16 protein-coding genes are annotated in these 19,020 nt (G+C 51.7%); 9 read left to right on the plus strand and 7 right to left on the minus strand.

The features are described from left to right. Nucleotides 1–81 precede the first annotated feature (81 nt). Complete coding sequence (locus tag DZK30_RS05530; protein ID WP_118973065.1) at nt 82–804, plus strand: MBL fold metallo-hydrolase; 723 nt, start codon at nt 82–84, stop codon at nt 802–804. 1 nt (nt 805) lies between these two features. Beyond that, a complete protein-coding gene (locus DZK30_RS05535; protein WP_118973066.1) occupies nt 806–1,381 on the plus strand; it encodes a hypothetical protein in 576 nt (191 codons plus the stop codon). Nucleotides 1,382–1,384: 3 nt separating this feature from the next. Here the strand turns inward: DZK30_RS05535 and DZK30_RS05540 are convergent, their stop codons facing one another. Both DZK30_RS05540 and DZK30_RS05545 read right to left on the minus strand, forming a co-directional pair. Then, the gene (locus tag DZK30_RS05540; protein WP_118973067.1) at nt 1,385–2,110 is read right to left on the minus strand and encodes a LytR/AlgR family response regulator transcription factor; all 726 of its coding nucleotides are present in this window, start codon (nt 2,108–2,110) and stop codon (nt 1,385–1,387) included. After that, nucleotides 2,107–4,374: a tetratricopeptide repeat-containing sensor histidine kinase gene (locus DZK30_RS05545; RefSeq protein WP_162902866.1), complete on the minus strand. Its 2,268-nt coding sequence runs from the start codon at nt 4,372–4,374 to the stop codon at nt 2,107–2,109. Before DZK30_RS05545 ends, DZK30_RS05540 begins: the two co-directional genes overlap by 4 nt. 613 nt (nt 4,375–4,987) lie before the next feature. Between DZK30_RS05545 and DZK30_RS25675 the strand changes: the two genes are divergently transcribed. The 3 genes from DZK30_RS25675 (at nt 4,988) to DZK30_RS05555 (ending at nt 7,441) form a co-directional block, all read left to right on the plus strand. Beyond that, nucleotides 4,988–5,209: a class I lanthipeptide gene (locus DZK30_RS25675; RefSeq protein WP_162902867.1), complete on the plus strand. Its 222-nt coding sequence runs from the start codon at nt 4,988–4,990 to the stop codon at nt 5,207–5,209. 430 nt (nt 5,210–5,639) lie between these two features. After that, complete coding sequence (locus DZK30_RS05550) at nt 5,640–6,749, plus strand: sensor histidine kinase (protein ID WP_118973069.1); 1,110 nt, start codon at nt 5,640–5,642, stop codon at nt 6,747–6,749. Then, nucleotides 6,746–7,441: a LytR/AlgR family response regulator transcription factor gene (locus tag DZK30_RS05555; RefSeq protein ID WP_118973070.1), complete on the plus strand. Its 696-nt coding sequence runs from the start codon at nt 6,746–6,748 to the stop codon at nt 7,439–7,441. Before DZK30_RS05550 ends, DZK30_RS05555 begins: the two co-directional genes overlap by 4 nt. 5 nt (nt 7,442–7,446) lie before the next feature. On the opposite strand, the gene DZK30_RS05560 is transcribed toward DZK30_RS05555, so the two are convergent. From DZK30_RS05560 to DZK30_RS05580, 3 genes are all read right to left on the minus strand, one after another. Further along, nucleotides 7,447–8,811, minus strand: a complete 1,365-nt coding sequence (locus tag DZK30_RS05560) for an APC family permease (RefSeq protein ID WP_118973071.1) — start codon at nt 8,809–8,811, stop codon at nt 7,447–7,449. Between the two features lie 87 nt (nt 8,812–8,898). Beyond that, nucleotides 8,899–9,258, minus strand: coding sequence for a response regulator (locus tag DZK30_RS05565; protein ID WP_118973072.1), 360 nt, complete (start codon nt 9,256–9,258; stop codon nt 8,899–8,901). Between the two features lie 749 nt (nt 9,259–10,007). Further along, the gene (locus DZK30_RS05580) at nt 10,008–11,771 is read right to left on the minus strand and encodes a T9SS type A sorting domain-containing protein (RefSeq protein ID WP_118973075.1); all 1,764 of its coding nucleotides are present in this window, start codon (nt 11,769–11,771) and stop codon (nt 10,008–10,010) included. A gap of 427 nt (nt 11,772–12,198) precedes the next feature. Here DZK30_RS05580 and DZK30_RS05585 point away from each other — a divergent pair, with 427 nt between their 5' ends. After that, complete coding sequence (locus DZK30_RS05585) at nt 12,199–14,190, plus strand: SPFH domain-containing protein (protein ID WP_240432861.1); 1,992 nt, start codon at nt 12,199–12,201, stop codon at nt 14,188–14,190. A 74-nt stretch (nt 14,191–14,264) separates the two neighbouring features. Here DZK30_RS05585 and DZK30_RS05590 read toward each other — a convergent pair whose 3' ends face one another. Both DZK30_RS05590 and DZK30_RS05595 read right to left on the minus strand, forming a co-directional pair. Further along, entirely contained in the window at nt 14,265–15,026 is a 762-nt protein-coding gene (locus DZK30_RS05590; RefSeq protein ID WP_118973076.1) for a G protein-coupled receptor family protein, read from the minus strand. 86 nt (nt 15,027–15,112) lie between these two features. After that, on the minus strand, nt 15,113–16,150 hold the full coding sequence (locus DZK30_RS05595) for an AraC family transcriptional regulator (RefSeq protein WP_118973077.1): 1,038 nt from the start codon (nt 16,148–16,150) through the stop codon (nt 15,113–15,115). A gap of 168 nt (nt 16,151–16,318) precedes the next feature. On the opposite strand from DZK30_RS05595, the gene DZK30_RS05600 reads away from it, so the two are divergent. The 3 genes from DZK30_RS05600 (at nt 16,319) to DZK30_RS05610 (ending at nt 18,979) form a co-directional block, all read left to right on the plus strand. Beyond that, nucleotides 16,319–16,591: a hypothetical protein gene (locus DZK30_RS05600; RefSeq protein WP_118973078.1), complete on the plus strand. Its 273-nt coding sequence runs from the start codon at nt 16,319–16,321 to the stop codon at nt 16,589–16,591. A 63-nt stretch (nt 16,592–16,654) separates the two neighbouring features. Continuing rightward, nucleotides 16,655–17,419, plus strand: coding sequence for a dienelactone hydrolase family protein (locus DZK30_RS05605; RefSeq protein WP_118973079.1), 765 nt, complete (start codon nt 16,655–16,657; stop codon nt 17,417–17,419). A gap of 126 nt (nt 17,420–17,545) precedes the next feature. Beyond that, nucleotides 17,546–18,979 (plus strand): serine hydrolase, encoded by a 1,434-nt coding sequence (locus DZK30_RS05610; protein WP_118973080.1) that lies wholly within the window; start codon nt 17,546–17,548, stop codon nt 18,977–18,979. The last annotated feature ends 41 nt before the right edge of the window (nt 18,980–19,020 follow it).

Consider the following 19,020-nt stretch of genomic DNA (forward strand, 5'->3'; position numbering starts at 1 on the left):
GCGATAGAAGAAAATGATGATCCCATTTCATAACAGTTCCGGTAATGCAGCAAAGGTATATTGCAGGTTAAAGTTTAATATATGACACAAATTTTTCCCCTTTCTGAAGGGACGTTCACGATCGGACATGACAAGATATTCCAGCCATTCAACGAAAATAGCGATGAGCTGAACGACCGGCCCGTAGGGTCGTTGCTGGTTGAAGTGCAGCCTTTTGCCGTTGTTAACGACAGGGACGTGATCCTGCTCGATACCGGGCTGGGCTTCAACAATCCCGATGGACAGGCGCATTTGCCCGGCAACCTGGCGCAGCATCATATTCATCCCGATGACGTGACTAAGGTATTGTTGTCGCATCTGCATAAAGATCATGCAGGCGGGCTCGACCTGGGCCTTTTTCCCAATGCTACCTTTTATGTGTACCGGGAAGAAATGGCTTATGCCCGTCAGGTGGGTTTCCCTTCGTATTATGTCGACGACCTGTTGCCACTGCTCGACAGCGACCGCGTACAATGGCTTGAAGGCGAAAGCGGCCTCATCGACGGCTATATCGAATACATTCATACCGACGGACATTGTCCGCAGCATATTGTATTCAAAATACCTTCTGAAGAAGGGATCATTTTTTATGGTGGCGACGAAGCACCGCAATACAAGCAGATGAAAATGAAATATGTGGCCAAATACGATTATGATGGGAAAAAGGCCATGCATTTGCGCGAGCAATGGGCCGAACAAGGTGCTGCAGAAGGATGGCGCTTCCTTTTCTATCACGATGTAACAACACCTGTAGCCCGATTGTAATATGGATGCCGATTTGCTGGGCCGCATTATAGCGAGCCTGTTTTTTACTGCTGTAGGCAGTCTTGTGCTTTTCTTTTACCTGAAAAACCTCAGCGATCTGCTGAAAATGGTAAGCGCGCCGAATCGTCGTATGCCACCGGCGCAGGTATGGCTGCTCCTGGTGGGATTACTAAATGTGGTGCTGACCATGATACTGCCCGTGCTGCAGTACAACGGGGTATTCGCCCTGGAATGGCTTTACTGGCTTTGCGTCTATGGCATTGCGGCTTTTGTGATCCTGTGGCAGTTCCGGATGGTTTACCGCATTGCCGACTCTATCGAGGCAGAATACGATAGCCGTTCCATTCCCATTGAGCACCGGCCCACATTCCAGACGGGAATGTTTATGGCGGCTGCGAAGGCCGCGACGCTTATCGGGATCATACCCGGCGCTGCAATAATAAGCTATCTGGCCAATATGGCTTATCTCATTGGCCTGGTCGCATACTGGGTAAGGACCCATAAGTATAAAAAGGAGCTCCGGGCCCTGGGACCGTTTACCGGTGACACGGAAAGTCTTGTCTTCAGGGATTTGTAATGATTACAGGAGATTGAGCCGCTCATAGACCTGCTTTTTGAACGTTTTACCTATAGGTAGCCACACACCATTGGCCAAAAGGCATTGCTCCTTTTCATTAATTGTCTCCACATAGCGGAAATTAACGGCATAAGTACGGTGTATCTGCAATACGCCACCGGCGGGAATGCGTGTCATAAGCTCTGTAAGCGACAGCCGCACCGAGGCTTTCTCCCGCTGTATGGTATGCAGCGTGACATAATTCTTGACGTCGGCTTCCAGGTAAGTAATATCGGCCAGCGCGATGCGTCTGAGTTTGCTACCAGTACGCACAAATACATGATCCTGCTCCGTTTTTAACTCCGCTACGGGTGCCGCCGGTGTCAACGCCAGTAGCAACGCGGCTTGCAGGGCGGCCTTACCAATGGGTTTGACCAGGTACGATTTTGCCGCCACGGCGCTGAGGGCTTCTTCGATCACTTTGTTGTTGATCTGTGCCGTGGTAAAAATGATCCGGGTATCGGGCTGCAGGCGTTGTAGCTGACTTGCCAGCATAATGCCATTGTTGCGCCCCTGCAGGTCAATATCCATCAGCACTACACCAGGCTTCAGGCGCTCGATGTCGGCCATAGCGGCGAATGGCTCTTGTTGCGATCCCGCTATGCCGTAACCCAGCTCTTCCAGCAGCATCAGCAAGTGATCCAGGTGCAGCGGCTCATCTTCTACGATATAAATCCCTTTATTTGTCATTCCTTATGGGTTATGGTTGCCCGATGCAGCGGAAAGTGTACGTTGACCGTGGTGCCGCTTTCCGGGCTGCTCGTCATGATTATCCGTCCCTGGTTCAGTTTTGTGAATTGACGCACCAGCGCGAGGCCGAGGCCTATGCCCTTTTCACGGCTGCTTTCCCCCGCGCTTTCTTCGGAAGCGATAAGATCCAGGTCAGGGGCAATACGGGCAGGCATGCCGGGGCCCGTATCCCGGACACGAAACAACAGCTCCCGGTCTTGCTCATGAAGCGAAATGGTCACTACACCACCTTTTGGGGTAAACTTAAGCGCATTGGCGATAAGGTTGCGGCAGATCAGTAAAAAGCTGCCCCGGTCGGTTACCAATGTCAGGCCTGCCGGCAATGCTTCGATCAACCGGATCTGCTTCACGGCTGCTGTGGCCTGAAATACGGAAAGGAGTTCCCTTAGCTCCAATGATGGATCTATAGGTTCTGGTTGCAAGGTATAGCCCTTTAGCTGGGTCGTAGACCAGTAAAGCAGGTTGTCGAGTAAGTAGGACAGGCGCGTTGCGTTTTCCTGGAGTGCAAAAGCCGTATCAGTGACCTTGTCGTAGCGTTCTTTCTGCATTTGGTATTGCATGAGCTTTCCGGCTTGCTGCAAAGGTGCTACGAGACTACGCAGGTCGTGCGAAATGATCGAAAAAAGCCTTGTTTTGACCTGGTTCAGCTCCTGCAGCTCGGCATTTTGCAGGGCCACCAACTGCCGCTGCCGGCGAACCCTGATGTTGGCCCTGATGCTGATGAAGAGCAGCAGCGCGATGATGGCGGCAACAGAAAGCGCCAGCAGTTGCCTTTGCCGGCTGCGTTTCAGCTCCTGTGCCCCGAGCAGGCGTTCCTGGGTCATGCGCGCTATCGTTTGTTCCTTTCTGCTACTCTCGTAGCGGGTCTCCAGCTCGGCGATCTGCCGGTGTATTTCCTGCCGGTATAGGGAATCGTTGAGTGCATGATAACGCCGGAAATGCTTCAGTGCGCTGGCGGCATCACCCTTTTGCCGGTAAGCATCGACATAGGTCTTCTCGATCCAGCCGGCAAGCTCAAGCTCCTGCAGCCGGTTATTGATCGCTTTGCTGCTATCAAGATAACGTAGGGCTGGTTCCGGTAGCTTTTCTGCCAGAGATAGCTGGGCTAGCGCTTTATACGCAATGGCCTGTCCCCTTGTATAGCCTTCTTTTTCCCAGTCACTGAGCGCAGCCACGTAGTATTTACCGGCAGTCAGGTGATCTCTGTCGCCAAAGAATGCGGCGTCGCCCAGGCTCTTCCTCAGCGCTCCGGTATACATCGTGGTACCTTCTACCGTCTTTATCTGTTTGCTGAGCACAATCCCTTCAAGCGCCAGGGGCTTGATCTCTCCGTAATGTCCGATCTCCTCCAGGTAGTCACAATAGACAGCGATCGCGATTAGCAGATCGGGCTTACTCTTCAGCTTCCTGCCCAGCGCGATGGCCCTGCCGGCATAGCGACCTGCCAGATCGGGCTTATTCCAGGTGAGGTACAGGTGTACCAGGTTGCCAAGGGTTGGGATCATGTGTGCCTCATCGTGCTGCAACTCTTTGAGGCGAAGTGACTCCAGGTAATAGGTTGTCGCATTTTTATAGTCATTCCTGTCTTTGTAGACCATAGCCAGGTTGTTCAGTCCCACATGCGTACGGAAGGTATCTTTCTGGCCTTTTGCATAATGGACGGCGTCGCTGTAGTAATGCTCTGCCTGAAGGTGATCGCCCGCCTCACTGTAAAGCGATCCCATATCGTTGAAATACTGGAACTGGTAGTCCTTTCGCTGCAGCTGCCGGGCCAGCGCATAGCCTTTCCTGTACCAGGCACGGGCTTTTTCAAAATCCTTTTTACGGCTATGCACGCCGGCGGCAAAGTAATAAAGGTCGAGCACCGATCCCGGCAATCGCTTGTCTGTGGCCAGCTGCAGCGCTTCGTTGAAAATACGGTCTGCTTGCGCGGCATCATTTTTCCGGTAATGGAAATCATAGAGAAGCGCCATAGCATCCAGCTCGCTGGTGGTTGCGTTCTGCCGGTGTGTATATTGCCGGGCCTCGCCGGCGATCACAATAGCGCTATCCCAATCGGGTTCCAGGCTGAGCGCCCATTCCACGTAAACATCCATTTTGGCGGTAGGCCCCAAAGCCTTGTCCAGCTTCCCCGGATAGTCCTGCTGTTGCGCCAGGGCGGCAAGGCACGTCAGGGCAAGCAGTACGGTAAAACGAGCGCGCATAGACCGGTTATAGGAAAGAGAGAATGCTGCAAATATAAAGGTATTGATCATTTGTCCACGCGGTGCAAGCATTCATCCTCACGAAATGACCCTTCGGCCACATGGTCTTACCGGAGGCGATGGGGCGGGCCTATTTTTGATCGAAGCTACAATGCAATACTCCATAGCAACAGTGGCCCCTTTATCCCGTATCGTAGATCAGAACAAGAACTCAAAAACATTTTTTATGAAAAAGAAACAAAACAATGGCAAGCTCTTTCTAAACAAAAAGAAAATCACCGGGCTTTCTGATCCTCAAAGCACTTTTGGTGGTGGAATGAGCGGAATTACATTTATAGCATCCTGCGCAGGATCCTGTGCTTCCGATTGTATTTGCCCCACAGATCGTTGCCAGGTACATAGTATCGACAGTTGTCCTCCCCGGCCTTCCTTTATTCCGGCAAATTGCAATATTTTTTCTCTGGACAATTGCAGCCTTACGACGCCTTAAGTCTGTTCAGGGCAGTTGTTATCAATAGAAATAGCATCGACCTGCGTTGTACAGCCGGTCACAACAACACCTTTATTTGCCCCCACGCTACGTTAACCAAATCAACCCAAAGACAAAACCAATATGAAAAAGAAACAAAGCAATGGCCGTCTTGCCCTGAACAAGAAATGGATTACGGAGCTCTCCCATCCACAGCATGTTGCCGGTGGTGAATATTTAGATACAAGGGTATCCTGTATTTCCCGTTGCCTGTGCCCTGTATCGGGTACCTGCCCCAGACCCTCTTTTGAGCAGCGTTGTCCTCCCTGTCCGATCAATACAATGACTTGTCCCACCCTGCCTTAAGCCGGGATTTTCTAACTTAGATAAGCATCCGTATGAAAAAGCATGCGCCAAGAACAAGGCTTAGCCTGAAAAAGGTTGTCGTAACGCCTTTAAAAGATCTGCATAAGACGGGGGGCTATCCTACACGGGAACCCTCGCTGTATTCCTGTATGTCGGAATGCAATTGTCCACGGCCCACTTATTGGACCGTTTACTGTTGCGGCGGGCAAGGTACCTTCGTTTGCCCACACCTGCCTTAGGCGCAACGAACCACATTTATTGGGGGCGATGTCACACGGCATCGCCTTTTTTGTAGCAGCATCTTGCAGCCACCAGGATTAATAGCCTGCCTTGCCGGTTTGGTCAGCAAAAACAGGTGCTTGGTCTAAAAAGATAAAAGCATGTCGGGCAGAATCACCATTTTTGCCTGCCGGACCAATCCGGCGATACCATGTTGAAAAAGACCGGCAATACCATACTGAAACTATTAACGCATAGGTTGGCGCTTAACTTGTATGTGTGGTTCTTCTTTATCGATACCGTTTGGAATAATAATCATAGCAACGCTTCGGTGCCGCGTCACGACGGCCACGTCCTGCACATTGTGCTGATGCACCTGGTATGGGTGGCCATGATCTATGGCAATACCATGATCTATATACCCAGGCTGCTCATCCGGCGCAAATACGGCTGGTATCTCCTGGTTTTACTGGCACATGCCTTATTGTTTTCTCTCATCATTGGCTGGTACAGCGAATGGCTGATCGCTGCCTTCCCCGGTACCCGAAAGCTGGACTATATCGTGATCAATATTGCCCAGCGCTCCGATATGGTCTCTTACCGGCAGTACCTGGTCAATGTGTTGCTGGGGGCGGTGGGCGATACCCTTATCCTGTTCACCATAGGGCGGTTGATGCAATACTTTTTCGTAGAACGCCGGCGCAATGAGCTGCTGGAAAAAAAGCAGCTTGAATCGGAGCTGATGCTGCTCCGCTCGCAGATCAATCCGCACTTTCTGTTCAATGTGCTCAACAGCATTTATTCGCTCTCGCTTAAAAAATCGGATGAGGCTCCGGGCGTCATCCTGAAGTTGTCCGATATCCTGCGGTATATGCTCTATGAATCGCGCCAGGACTATGTGCCGCTCGACAAAGAGCTGCAGATGCTGCGCGACTATATTGCGATCGAGCAAATAAGGATCAGCAGTAAAGATGCCATTAGCCTGGATATCGGCGCCGACACGGGCAGCGGAAAGATAGCCCCGGCACTACTGATCGCGTTTGTGGAAAACGCGGTGAAGCATGGTCTGGATTCCCGGATGGCCGATGCCTTTGTCCGTATCAGCATCAGGGTAGCCCCGGGGCAGCTGCTGGAGTTCCAATGCGTCAACAATTATCTGCCCCGTAGCGCCGGTATGCATACCAACAAGACGGGCGGCATAGGGCTGGAAAATGTGAAGAAACGGCTGGAGTTGCTGTATCCGGGAAAACACCATCTTACCATCGACAACGATAATACCGTCTTCCAAGTGAAGCTCACCTTAAAACTAAGTACCGAATGACCTGCCTTATCATCGACGACGAAATACTGGCCCAGGATGTGATCGAACATTACCTGTCGCGTACCGAGGGCCTGCAGCTGGTAGCCAAATGCAGCAATGCCCTGGAGGCCTTTGCCCTGTTGAGCAAAGAAGAGATCGATCTCATTTTCCTGGACATACAAATGCCGGAGATCAACGGTCTCGAATTTGTCAAAATACTGAAACATCCTCCCAAGATCATTCTCACAACAGCCTATACGGAATATGCGCTGGACGGCTACGAGCTCAATGTGGTCGATTATTTGCTGAAACCGGTATCTTTCGAACGCTTTCTGAAAGCCGTAGATAAGGCGCGCATGACAAGATCTGCGCCGGCTGAAAAAATCCCGGCCCCATCATCCCAGGATATTTTTGTCAAATGCGACGGGAAGCTGGTACGTGTACGGGCACAGGATATCCGCTACGTGGAAGGGCTTAAAAATTATCTTATCCTACATACCACAGCCCGGAAAATGGTTGTGCACGGCACCATGAGCAATATGGAAGAGGAACTGGGCGTCTTCGGACACTTTGTAAGGATACACAAATCTTACCTGGTCAACAAGCAATACATTACCGAGATCAGCGGCAACATGATCAGGATCGAGCAGGCAGAACTGCCCATCGGCGGCGTATACAAGCCCGAGCTGCTAAAATTGCTCAAAGTGATCTGAGCGGCTTATCGATCAGACGGTAGCCGCGCCCCGGCACGGCGAAAGGGCCATTCCCTGCGCATGCGCGCCTGAACGAGGTATACGGCAGCGCCTAAGGCGGTAACACCTATGCCTGCCAGCATCAGCATGGCGCCTGTAGCGAAGAACAGCGCCCCCCACATAACAATGGCCAGCACGACAGGCAACGGAAAGAGGGGCATCTTATACGGAAAGTCGGAAGCCTTGCGGCGCCGGCGCAATATCAGCAGACCGATCGCCTGGCTGATAAACTGGATGAGGATACGCATGGCCAGTATCGCACTGATCACCTCTTTCAGTTTGAACAGAAGGCTAAATACAAAGGCTACGCCCCCGAGTACCAGCAGAGAAACATATGGAAACTTACGTGTGGGATGCAGCCGGGCAAATACTTTGAAGAAGGCGCCGTCGGCCGCGGCTGCGTAAGGAATGCGGCTGTAGCCGAGTGTGGCCGAAAATACAGACGCGAAGGCTACCCATAGGATCAATACGGTGATCACCTTTGCCGCAGTGCTGCCCATCAACTGCTGCATGTACAGGCTAAGCACAAAGTCATGCTCCCTGATCTGGTGCCAGGGGATCACACTGGTGACACTAATATTCATCAGCAGATACAATACGGCAATGCCGGCAATAGACAGGAACATACTGCGGGGAATATTCCGGGAAGGGTTGATGATCTCTCCGCCGAGGTGGCATACATTGTAGTAGCCCAGGTAGCTGTATACGGTCTTTACGCTGGAATAGCCTATAGCGGCGATAAAAGCATAATTAAAGCTGAGTCCATCGTTGATGTGCCTGATGGGTTCCAGAAAACGGCCGTGCGCCAGTCCGCCGCCGATAATCCAGAACATAGTGATCAGCACGCCACCCCAGAGCAGCACACTGATCTTGCCGATAGCCTCGATCCTGCGGTACAGCAAAACGATGATAAGGACGACCACACCGCCGCTTGCAGCCTTAAACCACAAGCCGGGCAAAGGCACCAGATAAGAAAGATAGGTGGCAAATCCGATGGCCGCCGAGGCGATCACCAATGGCGCCTGGATCATCGTTTGCCATACAAACAGGAAGCTCATAAAGCGGCCCATGCCCTTAGGACCGTAGGCCTCTTTCAGGAAATTGTAAGAGCCCCCGGCTTTTGGAAAAGCCGCGCCCAATTCACTCCATACCATAGCGTCAACGAACGACAAGATGGCTCCGGCGATCCATGCATAAAGAAAATAAGGGCCGTTCATCATCCCGATCACCATAGGTAAGGTGATAAAAGGTCCTATGCCTACCATATCGATCATATTGATCGCGGTTGCCTGGCGAAGGCTCAGCCTCCTTTCCAGATCATGTTCAGCCATGTATGTATGTTGCGTTCAGTTCAGGGCCTAAAGATTGCCTTTAGTTTTTACAAATCTCATTGAAAAATCTTATCAGGCATTTTGACCTCAGGCAATCAACTCTCCTATTTTTTCAAGGAGATCGGTCATCTGGAAAGGCTTGGAAAGGAAATCGTCGGCGCCGGCCCTGCGGGCAGAATCTTCAATGCCACGGCTGGCCGAAAACAGTATGACCGGTATGTCGCGGGTATGCTCCTGCTTCTTGAGCTGCCGGCACACCTCCCGGCCGTCGGCGCCTGCAATCCATACATCAAGAAGGAACAGGTCGGGGAGTCGCTGTGGTGTGAGCGCCATAGCGGCTGTAGGGCTATGGACCACGCTATAGCCGGCAAATTCGAGCATGCTGCCGACCATATCCAGTATGCTGGAATCGTCATCGGCTACCATGATCTGCTTAGGAGAATTCATAATGGTAAAATACAAAAAAAGCGATGAGATTGTTGGGCATTTTTAAGGTAATACCCCGGTTATTTACCGGCATAAAAGCGACGTCCCTTTATGTCGCCGGCGCGGGTAAAGCTGCAAACGTTCCGTAAAAATAGAAGTGGGCTCATAATGGGTGGCAAAACATTGATTTTTGTAAAGAAAATCAAAAATATAGACCCACCAGTGTTATCAATAGATTATTGTACGTACATTTGTGTTTTCATGGTGATAGGGTTTATAGGGGCTGACTCATTCTTGGGTCGGCTTTCTTTTTTTACATAGGCCAGCCTCCCCCTTTACGGGTGATTTTCCTTCTTTTAACGTTATTTTTAGACTGTCTAACTGCTATATCCTCAGCTGGTTGTAGTAGGAATATTACTTTTTTTGCTTTATTTGGGAGCCATCAAGCGGAGATGTAAACATTGTTTATTAGCTTTGCTTTTTTCATGGTGATAGGATTTCTTGCCGGCCCAGTCTTGGGCTGGCATTTCTTTTTTTGTCAAGGCCGGAATGGCGAAAAATGGAAATCAAAGTGGATATCTGGTGAAAAAATAATGTTGTGGAAAAAGACCGGCAAATTCCTCGTCTATGCAATATACATGCAGCTTACATTCCCTTACAGTTTTTTTAGGAACAAAATTCCCCGGTCCTTTTTGACATGCTCAGGGACTGGGGAATTTTGTTTCTTGTACAGGGAGTGAAGCTTCCGTTTTACACAATCGTGATATTCCTTAACGGTCGATCTTGCTGATCTTCTCAAACCGGTCACCGGCTTCGCCATGGTATTTGACAATATAGCTGCCGGCAGGTAACTGCTGCAGGTCGATTGTGGTTTGTGCATTGGCCGCTTCCGCCGTCAGGCAGGTTCTGCCACTAATGTCAATTATAGTCAGTGTACCGCCCGCCAGGGGTGCTGATACGGTCAGCCGGTTGGTCGCCGGGTTCGGGAAAACCTTAAGCTGCGACTGCGCCTGTTGGTCTGCATATACCGATACTATGGCCGAATATTTTTCCTGTCCCAGCTTTAACCGGTAATAGTTCATACCGGGTGCGGGTGAGAGATCCCTGTATTCATTGAGGGCGGGACTCCCTTTCTGCTGCACCTGTGCCAGCGGTTGAAAGCGGCGGCCGTCTATGCTGCGTTCCATGCCGATCCATCCGTTGTCCTCAGCAGCACCTGCATTCCAGGAGATCAGGTTTGCCTGGCCGTCGCGGCCGGCTTCCAGCATACTAGTGAAAGCCGGAGCGAGGTTATATTCCGCATCAAAGCTGATATTATTTCCGGTACCGCCATTCCAGGTAAATGCAGCCTGCCCGTATTGGGGGTCGATAGCTATGCTGGGTGCAGGATCATTGTCTACGGCCACATCGGCATAATTGCTGCTGATCACCTTCCAGGCATCTGCATTCCTGTAGCCGGCTTTCAGTAAGCGCAATTCCCGGTTATCTTTTTGATAGTAGCTCATGGCAAATTGCTGATGCATAGCATCAAAGGCAATAGCGGGCTTTGCTCCGGCAGCCATTACGGAGCCTTTCCAATAGGGCGTAAAATGGGAGCGCTCGTTAGTGAACGTTACAATCGCAGCGGCTCCGTCCCGATCGTACTCTGCCAGCAGTACAGCAGTGCAGGAGGCCGAATCATTGTCGCCTGTCGTGGATACGGCCAGCACGGGGTTACGTAGCTTCCCGGCCATTTGCGGGTCGGAGGCGCCCATTTGTACAGGTGCGGTAGTGCCCGAAGTCACACCCGAAGTATTGCGCGCCGTATATACCTTACCCCAGGCTGCTTTGGGCTGCAGGTATTCGTCCCAGGCCATAAAATAACGCCCTGCCGATGCCCTGTCGCTGCGACCGTAGCTAATGGATACATTACGGAAATAGCCGTTGCTGCTGGTTATCATATGCGGGGTCGTAAAGCTTTTACCACCATCGGTCGACGTTTGCTGCAGCAGCTGGCGGCTATCGCTTGCAGATTGGGCATACAGTAAGGAAAGGCTTGGTTCGCCGCCGGCTTCGCCCACCGGTACCGGGCTGGTCGCCAGGTCGCAGGCATAAAAGGTTCCATTAATCGTACGACGTAGCGGTTCGCCGGAAAAAGAGCCCGTGAGGGCGTTGTAGCGACGTACGAAAAGCGTTTGCGTGAGGTCTCTTTTATCACGGATAATTCCGGCGACAAACACACCGAGCGACTGCTCGTTGTTGCCGCTCACGATTATAGAAGGGGCATCAAAGGTCAAACCTGCCGTCGAAAGGTTGGTAAAGGGTTGCCAGCTGAGACCACGATCCTTCGAAACGTTGACAATAATGGCTTCGCCCGAGCGGCAGGCGCTATATATCCAGCCATTAAAGGCAATAGCCATGTCGGTCGCGCTGCAGGTCTGCTGGGTGTTGGCTATGCTTATCTGCCTGTCCAATCCCAGGCTCTGGCCATAGGCCGCGCCGGTCATCAGGCAGGACAAAACAATGCTGCTGAAGAGTACGTGTTTGTTGGTCATCACTAAACGGTTTAAAAGTTACCAAGGTGGTTCTGACGGGCAAATTAGGATTACGCCCGGTTCCGGTATTATTATGCGAAATAAGTAATTATTATTTTAATGGAAGCAGGGAAAAGCCTGCGTTTCTGAAAGAAAAGGCTGATAATAAAGAAAATTTATCTATCTAACGAAAGCCATAAATAAATAATATGGTTCGTTTTGATACATTCAAACGCTGTTCCACGCTACCTTTGGGTCAAATTTATTCAAGCCGTGAAAACATCACCGGTACCCTCGTTTCTGACTGCCTTTATTTTGTCCCGTTTCAATACTTCCCCTCCTCAGCCTTAGTACACCGCTCCTATTGGGGCGATGCATCAGCTAAGTTCCGCATGTAATAGCGGAAGAACATCTTTTTTCTTTTTTTATTGTTAACCCGGCTGAAGCCATGCTGCCCGTTTTTGGCGGCGGCAGGACTATGCCATTTGATCATCTAAATGCCATGATACAGTTCATGAATGAGCATCGCTTGCTCGTAACCCTTGTTGTCCTTTTTATTTTCTGTTTGTTGCTCCACAAAGTCATTTTGCGCGTACTGCTGGGAATGGTCATCGTACCGGAAGACCGCCTGGGGCTTGTTACCAAGAAATTTGTGCTCTTTGGTGCGCATCGTGCGCTACCCGATGGCAAGATTATCGCCACCTACGGCGAACCAGGCTTCCAGGCCCGTACCCTGGCCCCGGGACTTTACTGGGGTATGTGGATATGGCAATACCACATCGACATGCATCCTTTTACCATTATACCTGAAGGAAAGATAGGTTTGGTGCTGGCTAACGACGGGCAGGAAATTCCTACCGGATCGATACTGGCCCGTAAGGTCGATAGCGACAACTTCCAGGATGCCGAGAAGTTCCTCAACAATGGCGGTCAGAAGGGCCGGCAGACGGCTTATATTACCGCCGGTACCTACCGTATCAATACTATGGCTTTTACGGTGACCATAGCCGATATGGTGATCATCCATGAGAACAGGGTGGGAGTGGTAACCACATTGGATGGGCTCCCCATCAGCAAAGACCAGATCGCTGGTGTCCGGATCGAAGGGCACAATAATTTCCAGGACTTCGACGCCTTCCTGCTACAAGGTGGTAACCGTGGCTTGCAGCCGCACATTATTCTGGCGGGGTCTTACAACATCAATCCCTGGGCGGTGCAGATTGAAGAAAGCCTGATGACAGATGTGCCCATTGGCTATGTAGGCGTCGTGATCTCTTATATCGGGGACGATGGACAGGATGTGACCGGGGAATCGTTCAAGCATGGCAATATCGTGGCCAAAGGCTATAGGGGTGTATGGCTGGAACCGCTTGGCCCCGGCAAATACCCACTCAATAAATATACCATGAAGCTGGAGCTGGTACCCACCACCAATCTGGTGCTCAACTGGGCCAACGCCCGCAGCGAGGCGCATGCCCTGGACAAGAACCTTTCTACAATTACCGTGCGCTCCAAAGATGGCTTCCCCTTTAACCTCGACGTATCCCAGATCATCCATATCCCGGCCAACGAAGCACCCAAAGTGATCGGCCGCTTCGGTAGCATGACCAACCTGGTAAGCCAGGTGCTGGAGCCCACAATAGGCAACTACTTTCGTAACTCGGCCCAGGACAGCGATGTGATCAGCTTCCTCAGCACCCGTAAGGAACGCCAGGAAAGCGCCAGGGAGCATATTCGTACCGTGCTGGAAGAGTATAATGTGAATGCCGTAGATACGCTTATCGGCGATATTACGCCTCCCGAAGCCCTGATGAAGACCCTTACCGACCGTAAGATAGCAGAAGAAGAGCAAAAGACCTACCAGACACAGCGCATGGCCCAGGAGCAACGGCAGGGTATGGAAAAAGAAACGGCCATTGCCGATATGCAAAAGGAAATCGTAAAAGCGCAGCAAAGCGTTGAGATATCCCAGCGCACAGCAGATGCTACGGTAAAAAAAGCGGAAGGTGATGCCACCAGCCTCAAGCTGCAGGTAGAAGCGGAAGCCCAGGCAACAAAAATGCGCGCTATCGCCGAAGCGGAAGCTACGAAAGCCCGTGCCGGGGCGCAGGCTGAAGCCACCAAGCTGAATGCCGTTTCCGATGCCGAACGGATATCCCGTACCGGCCTGGCCGAAGCGGAAAAGATCATGGCTATCGGTAAAAGCACCGCAGAGGCTTATGAGCTGCAAGTAAAAGCAATGGGCGGTGATAACTTTACCCGCTATAAAGTGACCGAGGAAATAGGTAAAAGCGGTATCAAAGTGATCCCCGATATGCTGATCACGGGCAACAGCGGCGGCGAAGGAAGCCTGAGCGGTCTGCTGGGTCTGCAGCTGATGAAAATGATGGGCGCCGATCCTGCGCAGAAGGGCAACGACGAAAACGGCGCAGCCAATTAATACGATTAATGCAAGCATAAAGCAAGAGGCCGCCGGCTTTGGTACCGGTGGCCTCTTCGCGCATACCCTTGCGGTTACCAGGGTGTAATATTCTTTATGGCCTGGCTCGATGCGACAAGGAGCAGCAGCGTAGCAATGAGTATGAGCAGGGCAGTCTTTTTTTTGACCTCGTCGCTTACGCGGAACAAGATCGCAACATCATCGCGCCACAGTGTAAGGCAAAGCACGCTGTGCAGCGCGAGCCGCCAGAAATACCCCAGTATGGTCGTGCCGGCTATTGCCGACAGGGACGACAAGAAGTCGGATATCCGGAATACTTCGGAGACGACTACAAACAGGCTGGTAGCAAACAACAGGATCCATCCCCATTTCCGTCTTCTATAGAATAGCGCCAGGGTCAGCACATTGGTGGCCAGATCGAGGTAGACGAACAAAGAATAAGGCCATACCCATATGCCCTGCGTAAGATGCCTGTAAATAGAATAGAAGTCATTATAAAGATACCAGGCATATTGTAATGCGATGCAGAGCAGCAGGGTCCATTGCCAGCGGGACAATTGCAGCCCCGGCGTTTCAGGTGCAAGAATGTCCGTCAGCAGGTCTGCTCCCTGTTCGTCTGGTAACGAAGGCGATGGCGCGGTGGGAGTTCCATCCAGCGCGGCAGCGGCCGCAACCTGTTCTTCTTCTGTCACCGTACGCTCCGCCAATATGGCCTGTGCGGCGTTCAACGCATCGGGTTGATAACGGTCAGGCTGAAGCAGGATCTTCAGCAACTCGGTGTTGTTGTAATTTTTATAAGTCTCCTTAAAATCGAAAAGCATACTGATCGGGGGCATCAGGGATGGTGGCATTTACCCGGTCCAAATGTAGCAAAAACCAGGAAATCTGTTGAAGGCCTGAAGGGCTGCTGGTGTTCCGGTGATCAGCCGGCGGCTACAATGGCAGGCGCCGGCAGTTGTTGGCGGTACGACGTAGGCGTATGGCCCGTCCAGCGCCGGAAAGCCCTCACAAAAGCACTTTGCTCGTTATAGCCCAGGATGCTGGCAATATCCTTCACCTGGTAATCTTCTTGCTGCAGGTAATGCGTGGCAAGCGTCTTGCGTACCGACTCCACGATCTGCAGATAGGTTATGCCCTCTTCCTTCAACTTACGTTGCAGGTTGCGGGGACTGATATGGAAATTGGCAGCTACGGTTTCCTGCGAGAGGGCATAGCAATAGGAATTGGTCAGAAGATAATTGTAAATACGGGTATGCAGGAGCGGTCGCTCGTCAACGTTGCGGGCAAGTTGCTGGACCTGCTGCAGCAGATATCTTTGTAAGCCCCGGTTGGCAGTGAGCACAGGCTCGTCTCCTACGCTGCCGGGCAGGCTGATACGGAATATATGCTCTTTGCGCCTGACCGGGCAGCGGAATGCCCTGACGTATTCGGGCATGCTTGCCGTCTCACAGGGAAGCGTTACTTCCAGAGGTGTTATGCGATGAAGTGTCAACCCGTTCAGCTCATGCAGGGTAAATGCCAGCAGGTAGTCCGATAGCTGCCGGAAGGTATGGGGATAGGCTGCCGACTGTACCGGATCGTATAGCAAATGCAGGTCCAGTTGTTGCTCCTCATGATTGATCTGCATCTGGAACATACCGGTAACAAGGTGAAGCAGCGCGCCGGCATGGCCCAGCGCCTCGCCTGCAGTACTGCTGCTTTGCAGTATCTGTCCCATTACACCCAGCGCCGCCAGCTGCATCGATTCTCCGAAATGAAGTCCGAAAAAAGGATCGTGGGTTTCCAGCGTGGCCTGCTGCCATAGCGCTTCCATCTGCCGGTCGTCCGGGGCGGGGGTGCCGGGCAATGGCAATACGTGATAGGCTATCCCGGCCCTCTGGCAGAGTGCCTGCGGCGACAAACCGCGTTGGGCTGTATAAGCCAGTAACGATAAGGCGAACTGTTTGCGGAAATCTTCCATCGGTTATTGGTCGCATAAAGATAGCGCAGGAGCGGCAACCGCCAATCATTTTGCCGTTAAAACGGAACTAAATGGCCGAAAAGACAAGGCTTTGACCGCCATCGCAGATAAATACGGGTTTTTTGAAATGCCGTCTTGCACTAGCTTTGTTGTCTAAACCAATGCGACATGAAGGAGGAAAAAAGAGCACCGGGACCCGACGATTTTGTCCGCTATAAGGGTTATACCTTTACACAGGCGCAATATGAACGGTACCGCGAGGCCGGTGATGTGGACGAAACGCAGGTTCAGTACTTTGATCCGCACGAAGCTATCGATAAGGCCCGGGCAATGATACAGGAACGGGCGCGACAAGATGCCGGGCTGGGCGACTTGCTGAAGCGGCTGTTTGCCTTCGAAGATAAAGTGATCGATTACTACCGCCTCAGGCATTTAAAGTAACCGTTATTATATGGCCGAAACAAAAATCAGGCCGTGTTGTTATTTCATCTAAATCAAACCAAAATGAAGATTAAAGCACTACTGCTCTCGGCAATATTAATGGCTTCGGCTCTATGCGGACAAGCGCAATTGCAGCCGGTCGCCTATCGCGACGGCACGCAACAGCTGAACGGGTTCCTGGCCCGGCCCGGTAAGCCGCAAGCCGTCAAAGCAGGGATCCTGATCCTGCCGGCCTGGATGGGCATCGACCAGCACAGTAAGGCAGTAGCGGAGCAGCTGGCAGGTATGGGCTATTATGCTTTCGTAGCCGACATCTATGGCGAAGGACATTACCCCCAGACCCCCAAAGAGGCGGGGACGCAATCGGCCTATTACAAGCAGCATGTGGCCGAATACCAGCAACGCATCCGGTTGGCCCTGGAACAGCTGCGGCAGGCGGGTGCTGCAGAAGTGGTGGTGATCGGCTACTGCTTTGGTGGCGCAGGCGCACTGGAAGCTGCGAGGGTCAACCTCCCGGTAAAAGGCATCGTCTCTTTCCACGGTGCTTACGGCAGGGATCCTGCACGTAAGATAGAACCTATCCGGGCAAAGGTGCTCATCTTACATGGCGCCGATGATCCCTACAGCTCGGCAGAGGATATCCGGAATTTACAGGATGAGTTGCGCAAGGCTAAAGCCGATTGGCAAATGGTTTATTATTCCGGCGCTGTACATGCCTTTACCGATCCCGGCGCCGGCAACGACAATAGCAAAGGCGCGGCATACAATAAGCAAGCCGACCAACGGTCCTGGCAGGCGATGCTGCAATTCCTGAAGGAAACACTCTGACCCGGCAGAAAGGCGCTGTAATTGGAAAGCAAAATCGCTGCATTGGTAGCCATTTTGGGTTCGTTGGTCGAAAAGAATTGGTACGGAGGGAGGTTCCACTTTTCTTTGTGGCATAATAACGATCAAATGAAAAAGAACCTAATCCCTGTTGTGCTGTACCGTTGGGGCAAGATAAGCTTCTTGTCGGCCGTCCTGGCGCTTTGCAGTCTTAACCTGCGGGCGCAAAAAGCGCTGCTGCCCCAAATCGATAGCCTGTTCACCGCTTTACAGGCAGATCAACGTTTTAACGGCAATGTACTGATCGCGGAAAACGGGAAGCCGGTATTTGAGAAGAGTTATGGCTACGAGAATTTTGACACCAGGCAGCCGCTTACCCATGCTTCGGTTTTTGAGCTGGCTTCCTGCTCCAAGCAATTCACGGCCTTTGCCATTGCCCTCCTGCAACATCAGAAAAAGCTTTCGTACAATGATGATATCACCCGATTTCTCCCGGAGCTGAGCGCCTATAAGGGTATTACTGTCGGCAACCTTGTGCACCATACTTCCGGCCTTCCGGATTATATGGCGCTGTTCGATTCGCTTTGGGATAAAAGCAAAATAGCCTCAAATGCTGACCTGGTAAAGCTTTTGGCGCAGCATCATCCTGCAGTGCTGTTTGCACCGGGGGCCAAATTTGAATATAGCAATACCGGTTACGCCTTACTGGCCTCCATTATTGAGAAAGCATCGGGGAAGAGCTATGGGGCTTACCTGCAGCAGTATATTTTCAAGCCGCTGAAAATGGAGCATTCCCTGGTCTATAACCGGCGCTACCGTCCGCAAAAGATAGCGCATTACGCTTATGACTTTATCTATCAGCCGGAGCAGGAAAAATATGTCCTGATCGACAGCATCCCTGAAATGAATATGGTCTATTGGCTGGATGGTATTTCGGGCGATGGTACGGTCAATACCACAGCCCGCGACCTGCTACTCTGGGACCAGGCATTGTACACCGACAAGCTGTTGCCCTCGGCAGAGCGTGCCGTGTTGTTTACACCCGGAAAGCTCAAAGACGGTACGGCTACGGACTATGCCTTTGGCTGGATGATACAGGAGCATCCTGAGGCGGGAAAGCTGGCTCTGCATACCGGCGGCTGGGGCGGTTACTGTACTTTTATTGAAAGAGAACTGGACAGAAATAAAACCGTTATTATTCTTCAAAATATCGACAAGGGCGCTATACCCGGCAAATCGGTCCGCAGCCTGCTGTATGGTAAGCCGCTTGCACCGGCCGCTGTACGAAAAGAAATCGCCGTTGACGAAAAGGTACTGGATCAGTACACCGGCGAATATGAGCTGGAGCCCGGCTTCAGCCTCGTGGTTACGCAGGAAGGTAATCAGCTGTACACCCAGGCGACCGGGCAGAGCAAAGTGAAGGTGTATCCCGAATCGGAGCGTAAATTTTTTCTGAAAGTAATAGATGCCCAGCTGGAGTTTGTGAAAGATGATTCCGGTAAAGTAACACATGCAGTGCTCTACCAGGGTGGCGCTGCCATGAATGCAAAGAAGATCAAATAGCATCAGCTCATATAATAAAGCGACGCCGGCACACCAATCCC

Source organism: Taibaiella koreensis (assembly GCF_003545715.1).
Lineage (GTDB): Bacteria > Bacteroidota > Bacteroidia > Chitinophagales > Chitinophagaceae > Taibaiella > Taibaiella koreensis.